Below are 6,110 nucleotides of genomic sequence, written 5' to 3'. Positions count from 1 at the left end.
ATATCCGGAGCGCAAAATTCAAAGGAGATGTCGTCCACCGCGATGTCGTTACCACAACCACCCGGGTTCTCGTTCCGGATCTCTACGGTCACATCGGTAACACCCGGCGGTAACGTAACGGTTCCGCCGTACCGCTGCCAGCCGGTCAACCGGTGGGTGCCCGGGTCATTTCGGCGAAGGTCCATGGATACATCACCCGTATAGAACGAACCAATCGCTATGCCGGTGGCGGCATTTCTTACTATAAACGTTACTCCCGCATAGCGGTAATCGTCGTTATAGCTGGCGCAGGTATTATTTAATACCTGCAAGGAGTTCAGGTTGATGAACCAGGCGGAGAAGTTATATTTCGCACCGGGGCAGAGGTCGTTTACTTCTCTTTTATAGAATGTCTTTTTCTCGTGGGCGGAGTTTGCGATCAGCATACCTCCCAGGCGGCCATCATTGGTATGGTCATATATATCGCCCCATTCCGGGCGTCCGCCACGGATAGCATGATAGTAAACGGTATAATCGTTATCCTCGAGGGGCCAGTTGTTGGTATTGGCGCTTGTATAAGCGTTGCCATTGTATTCGTATTCGATCGTTCCGGTTGTAACCGGCCGGCGCGGGCCTCCTGCCACAAAATCCCCGAAATCTTCCACGAAGTTGGTCTGGGGCCTGTAGTTACCGAAGCATTCGGCCAGGGAGCAGTCGGTTACCACGATGTCCTTATATACAGTGCGCACATAGTTGGTGCCGCTTACACGGTCATGCAATGTTGCTGAAACCCTGTACGTACCCACCATGGTAATGTCAAGCATGATGGTCTGGCCATTGCCGTCGACCCAAAGAATGCTGGCAGGCCTGGGATCCGTTGCTCGGTTATAAGTGTAGGCTGGCCCGGTGGGCGGGGTGATGGTCCATACCACATTGTCAGGCGTTACAAAACTGTTGTCGCTCCCGACAACTTTGTTATCCCGGAAAAAAACGTGGATGGAAGCATACATTTCCAGTTCCGAGTCGAAGCAAACCGTGGCGGGCGCGGTCATCTTCGGGTCCCAGCGGCTCGATTGGCCGAGCGCCATGGAGGAGGCGGATAATAGTATAAATAGAATGCGTAAAAATCTTCTCATTGTCGCAAACAATTATGTGAATAAAATACCCGTACCCTGCGGCGGGGCAGGGGAGCGGAGGTGTCAGCGCCGGCGGGCCGGACTAACGACTTGATAACTTGTTTGAAACAATGAGCTGCGTTTCATACCGCGCTCTTTTTCATAGGCGTACAGGATCGATTTCATAGGCTTCGGTTAAATTCAGTCAATACCGATATGGACAAATTTTAAATATTCTGAAATTAAAATTAATGATAATATGGTTACATACAAAAATATAAATTTATCCGGACTCGCAAAATAGATATTAAAATAGGTTAATAGAGTATTGGCGGATTGAAACTCAAATCTTTATTGCGGTGGAAAAAATGTTAACTTTTTTTTATGCGAAGCGATAATATTTTAATTTTTTTAGCGCGTTTGTGCTTTTTGTAAAATAAATATATACCTTTGCAGACCAAATTCGTAGTAAGATGCCTAAAGTAAAGACTCATAGCCGTGCGAAGAAGACGTTTACGGTGACCGGCAGCGGAGCGATCAAACGCCCGAAAGCATACAAAAGTCACCTGTTGACTAAGAAGTCCAACAAAAGAAAACGCTCTCTGAGAGGAAGTAGCCTGGTGGCAGATGCCAATCTGAACCTGGTAAAGCGTATGCTTGTGCTTCGCTAGTTCTATCAATTTTGTTAAACAAGTTTTAAAAAGCATAACATGCCTCGTTCCGTAAACGCAGTTGCGTCCAGAGCCAGAAAGAAAAAGATCCTTAAACAAGCCAAAGGCTTCTATGGTAAACGTAAAAACGTATACACCGTAGCTAAGAACGTACTGGAGAAAGGGCTCACGTATAGCTATGTAGGTCGCAAACTGAAGAAAAGAGAATATCGCACCCTGTGGATCGCGCGTATCAACGCCGCCGCCCGTGCCGAAGGAATGACCTACTCACAGCTCATTCACAGACTGACCGAAAAGAATGTAGGTCTCAACCGCAAAGTTCTGGCTGACCTCGCCATGAACGAGCCTGAGACTTTCAAATCTCTCGTAGCTTCTGTAAAATAAGTCGATTCTAAATCGCTATAAACGAACCGGTTACATTGTAGCCGGTTTTTTTATGCCCTTACTTTACCTTCAAACCTCCCATCACCCTACACCTTAAACACCGCATACCCGTCCTTCCAAGCCAGGTCCGGCACCTTACCCGCCTCAAAAATCCCATACACCGCCGAACCACTCCCGCTCATACTCGCATATAATGCCCCGGCACCATACATCCTTTCCTTTATCGCGGCAATCTCCGGATATTTCGTAAACACCGGTCCCTCAAAATCATTCGTCAACCTCCCTTTCCAACCCGCCACATCCTTCCAGCCGATCTCTTCCAACCCCACATCCGGCGCCCCGGGCCGCAATTGCCCGAATGCCCAGCCCGTATTCACATGTATCCCCGGATGCACCAATAAAAACCCGTACCCCGACAAATCCAGCGCTACCGGCTCCAGAATTTCCCCGCGACCCTTGCCCACGCTCGGGCGGTTACGGATAAAATAAGGACAGTCGCTCCCCAGCCGCGCCGCATAAGCCTCCAGTTGGTCGTCATCCAGTCCCAGTTGATATTTTGTATTCAATAATTGCAAGGCAAATGCCCCGTCGGCCGATCCGCCGCCCAGTCCCGCACCCGTCGGGATCACCTTATGCAGGTGCATCCGTACCGCCGGCAAATCCGGAAAATCCGCTTTCAGCAGCTGGTATGCCTGTATGCACAGGTTGTTTGCCGCATCGCCGGGGATCGCAATGCCGGATTGGCTGAAATCCATAGCCGGCGCGGAAATCATTTCCAGTCCGTCGCGGACGGGCAGGGGATAGAAAACGGTTTCCAGGTCATGAAAACCATCCTCCCGCTTCCGCAGGATATGCAGGCCCAGGTTGATTTTACAGTTGGGAAAAACGATCACGTCCGGTTATTTGCTTTTACGGCTGTTGATCTCATCGCGGATGGCGATGGCGCGGATATAATCTTCCTGCTCCAGCACCTCCTGCAGCAGCGTGTTCAGCTCCTCCAGGTTCAGGGCTTTGAGATCGTCTTCCGCACCTTTCTCGTGCTCCGAAATGGAAGGGCTGCCGGCTGGCTTGGTGGTCTTCTTGCCGGCGGGATCGTCCAGCAGAATGCCGGCGCTGTTGAGGATATTTTCGTATGTATAGATGGGGCAACCGAACCGCACGGCCAGCGCCAGCGCATCGGAAGTCCGCGAATCGATTTCGATGGTATCGTCGTTATTGGAACAGATCAGCTTGGAATAGAAAATGCCTTCCTGGAGATTGCTGATCACGACTTCATGTAATTCAATATTAAATGCATTCATGAAGTTCTTCATAAGATCGTGGGTCAACGGCCGGCTCGGCTGCATTTTCTCCAGCGCTACCGCAATAGCTTGCGCTTCAAACCCTCCGATTACGATGGGGAGCCTTCTCAATCCGTTCACTTCTCCAAGTACAACGGCATAAGAATGAGTTTGTGTAATACTGTGCGACAGTGCGACTATTTCCAGTTCTATTTTTCTCATACGGTCATTATGCGTAAGCGCTCACAATTAAACGTGTATAAGACGTGAAGTTAGAAAAATATTCGATATAGAAAAAGCGTGAAGCCGCCGATCGCGCAGGAAGCCGGTTTTTATTTTTCCGGGCTCGGCTGCACGAAGCGGCGGCAGTCAGCACATTATCATTAGTTTCCTTTATATTTCTTTACAGCTTCGGTCAGTTTCGGCACTACTTCGAACGCATCGCCGACAATACCGTAGTCCGCTGCCTTGAAGAACGGCGCCTCGGCGTCTTTGTTGATCACCACGATGGTTTTACTGCCGTTCACGCCCGCCAGGTGCTGGATAGCGCCGGAAATACCGATGGCGATGTAGAGGTTGGGGCGCACGGTGAAGCCCGTCTGGCCCACGTGTTCATGATGCGGCCGCCAGCCGGAATCCGCAACCGGGCGGCTGCAGGCGGTGGCTGCGCCGAGCGCATGCGCCAGGTCTTCCACGATGCCCCAATGCTCAGGGCCCTTCAGCCCACGGCCGCCGCTCACCACGATCTCGGCTTCGGTCAAAGGCACTTCCCCGCTCACGGTCTCCACTTTCACCGTCTTGATTTTAAAATCAGCGTCGCCCAGTCCCGCTGCGAACGCTTCCACGGAAGCACTGCCGCCGCCGGGGTTCAGCGAGAATGTATTGGGCATAACCGATACGATCTTTTTACCGGTGGTAATGCTGACGTTGGCAAAAGCTTTCCCGGAGAATACGTTCTTCTTCACCACGAACCCTGCCGAAGTATCCGGCAGGCCGATGGCGCCGGCTACAAATCCCGCTTTCAGGCGGGCGGAGAGCTGCGGGGCAATGGAGCGCCCGGCGAAGTTGTGGGCAAACACGATCACGGCGCCGTTTTCTTTCGCTACCGCTTCGGCAACGATTTTAGTGACCGCGCCGGCTTCGGGCTCATTCAGCCGCGCGTCGGCTACATGCAAAACTTTGGTGGCGCCGTACTGGCCCAGGGCGGACAATTCCGCGCCGTCGATCTCACCCACCGCTACCGCAACGGCCGGAACACCCAGCTGCTGCGCGATCTGGGCGCCGTATTGCACGGCTTCGAGCGCTGATTTCTTAACTTTTCCCTGGAACTGATCGGCAAATATGATGACTGACATTTTCTTCTTTTTTAAATGATATTAAATGATGGAATAGGGGATGGGAAGCGGTTAGATCACTTTGGCTTCCTCGTGCAGCAGGCGGGCGAGCTCTTCCACCTGGTCGGCCGGGATCATCTTCACGCCCGCTTTGGCCGGCGGCAGCTCGAACGACACGATGGACGTCAGTGTTTCCGCTGCGGCGGGCTCCACCACTTTCAGGGGTTTGGTCCGCGCGGCCATGATGCCCCGCATATTCGGGATACGGGCTTCCGCCATGCCTTTCTGCGCACTGAGTACGAGCGGCAGGCTCACTTCCACAACTTCTTCTCCGCCTTCGATCTCGCGTTTCAGGGTGGCGGTGCCGCCGTTCACATCGAGCTTGCTGGCGATGGATACGAAGGGCAGGCCCAGCAGTTCGGCCACCATGCCGCCTACCGACGAGCCGTTATAATCGATCGTTTCCTTTCCGGTAAATATGATATCATATTGCTCCTGCTTAGCGATTTCCGCGATCTGCGAAGCGATGAAAAAACTATCCTGGCTGTCCGAATTCACCCGGAACGCCTCGTCGCCACCCAGCGCCAGCGCCTTGCGGATCACGGCTTCGGTATCTGCGCCGCCCACGGTGATCAGGTGAACCGTTGCGCCCTGCGCCTCTTTCAGTTCCAGCGCCCTCACCAGCGCGTACCATTCGTCGTACGGGTTGATGATGAACTGCACTCCCGCCTCACTGAATTTCGTGTTGTTGTCCGTGAAAGCTATTTTTGCAGTTGTGTCGGGCGTTTTACTGATGCATACTAAGATCTTCATATCCGTTTTTCTGGTTTTGGTGAAAAATGCAGTATTTACAAATATATGGGATTTAGGGGTACAGCCATCAGATGCCACCATACGTTTAACATTTGCTTAGAACATCTTTTGCATGGATAGAATCGCACAAATAAAGTCATTTCTCGAGAGCTCCCCGGCCGACAGCTTCCTGCTGCACGCCCTGGCGCTCGAGTACGTTAAAACCGGCAACGACACGGCCGCCCGGGAAACGTTCGAGCGCCTCCTCGCCGCCGATCCGAATTACGTTGGGTCATACTACCACCTCGGCAAAACCCTCGAACGCCTCGGCGAACGTGACGCCGCTTCCGCCGCATACGAAAAAGGGATGGAAGTAGCCCGCCAGCTGCGGGACATGCATGCTTACAACGAACTCCAGGCCGCGCATGAAGACCTTTAACCCTTTCGACCCCGCCGCCTTCCGTGCCGCTTTGCGTGCTTATATAGACCGCGAATCGCTGCTGCCCGCCGGGGCTGCCATGCTCGTGGCCGTGAGCGGCGGCGCCGATTCCGTGG

The 6,110-nt window shown here is 52.8% G+C and carries 8 protein-coding genes; 3 read left to right on the top strand and 5 right to left on the bottom strand.

Annotated elements, in window-relative coordinates:
* Positions 1–1,115, bottom strand: a 1,115-nt coding sequence (locus Q0510_RS09475) for a hypothetical protein (RefSeq protein WP_298710386.1), incomplete at its 3' end; no start/stop codon positions are given.
* A gap of 452 nt (positions 1,116–1,567) precedes the next feature.
* On the opposite strand from Q0510_RS09475, the gene rpmI reads away from it, so the two are divergent.
* Both rpmI and rplT read left to right on the top strand, forming a co-directional pair.
* Positions 1,568–1,765, top strand: coding sequence for a 50S ribosomal protein L35 (gene rpmI / locus Q0510_RS09470; protein WP_109700507.1), 198 nt, complete (start codon positions 1,568–1,570; stop codon positions 1,763–1,765).
* Between the two features lie 39 nt (positions 1,766–1,804).
* Positions 1,805–2,149, top strand: a complete 345-nt coding sequence (gene rplT, locus Q0510_RS09465) for a 50S ribosomal protein L20 (protein ID WP_298710379.1) — start codon at positions 1,805–1,807, stop codon at positions 2,147–2,149.
* Positions 2,150–2,235: 86 nt separating this feature from the next.
* Here rplT and ispE read toward each other — a convergent pair whose 3' ends face one another.
* The 4 genes from ispE to Q0510_RS09445 all read right to left on the bottom strand — a co-directional run bounded on the left by ispE (position 2,236) and on the right by Q0510_RS09445 (position 5,576).
* Entirely contained in the window at positions 2,236–3,042 is an 807-nt protein-coding gene (gene ispE / locus Q0510_RS09460; protein ID WP_298710378.1) for a 4-(cytidine 5'-diphospho)-2-C-methyl-D-erythritol kinase, read from the bottom strand.
* Positions 3,043–3,048: 6 nt separating this feature from the next.
* Positions 3,049–3,651 (bottom strand): bifunctional nuclease family protein, encoded by a 603-nt coding sequence (locus Q0510_RS09455; protein ID WP_298710376.1) that lies wholly within the window; start codon positions 3,649–3,651, stop codon positions 3,049–3,051.
* Positions 3,652–3,812: 161 nt separating this feature from the next.
* On the bottom strand, positions 3,813–4,784 hold the full coding sequence (locus Q0510_RS09450; RefSeq protein WP_298710374.1) for an electron transfer flavoprotein subunit alpha/FixB family protein: 972 nt from the start codon (positions 4,782–4,784) through the stop codon (positions 3,813–3,815).
* Positions 4,785–4,835: 51 nt separating this feature from the next.
* Positions 4,836–5,576 carry an electron transfer flavoprotein subunit beta/FixA family protein gene (locus Q0510_RS09445; protein ID WP_298710372.1) on the bottom strand — a complete coding sequence of 247 codons (741 nt, stop codon included), beginning with the start codon at positions 5,574–5,576 and terminating at the stop codon, positions 4,836–4,838.
* Between the two features lie 112 nt (positions 5,577–5,688).
* Between Q0510_RS09445 and Q0510_RS09440 the strand changes: the two genes are divergently transcribed.
* Complete coding sequence (locus Q0510_RS09440; protein WP_298710370.1) at positions 5,689–5,994, top strand: tetratricopeptide repeat protein; 306 nt, start codon at positions 5,689–5,691, stop codon at positions 5,992–5,994.
* Positions 5,995–6,110: the final 116 nt, after the last annotated feature.

This window comes from uncultured Chitinophaga sp., from assembly GCF_937874145.1.
Lineage (GTDB): Bacteria > Bacteroidota > Bacteroidia > Chitinophagales > Chitinophagaceae > Chitinophaga.
The sequence above is the reverse complement of the archived record's forward strand: the minus strand, read 5'-3'. Positions and strand labels throughout refer to the sequence as shown.

What these genes read in the sequence shown, in the direction of transcription:
- rpmI (WP_109700507.1), top strand. Translation starts at nt 1,568, where the DNA reads ATGCCTAAAGTAAAGACTCATAGCCGTGCGAAGAAGACGTTTACGGTG.
- Q0510_RS09445 (WP_298710372.1), bottom strand. Translation starts at nt 5,576, where the DNA reads ATGAAGATCTTAGTATGCATCAGTAAAACGCCCGACACAACTGCAAAA.
- rplT (WP_298710379.1), top strand. Translation starts at nt 1,805, where the DNA reads ATGCCTCGTTCCGTAAACGCAGTTGCGTCCAGAGCCAGAAAGAAAAAG.
- Q0510_RS09440 (WP_298710370.1), top strand. Translation starts at nt 5,689, where the DNA reads ATGGATAGAATCGCACAAATAAAGTCATTTCTCGAGAGCTCCCCGGCC.
- Q0510_RS09450 (WP_298710374.1), bottom strand. Translation starts at nt 4,784, where the DNA reads ATGTCAGTCATCATATTTGCCGATCAGTTCCAGGGAAAAGTTAAGAAA.
- Q0510_RS09455 (WP_298710376.1), bottom strand. Translation starts at nt 3,651, where the DNA reads ATGAGAAAAATAGAACTGGAAATAGTCGCACTGTCGCACAGTATTACA.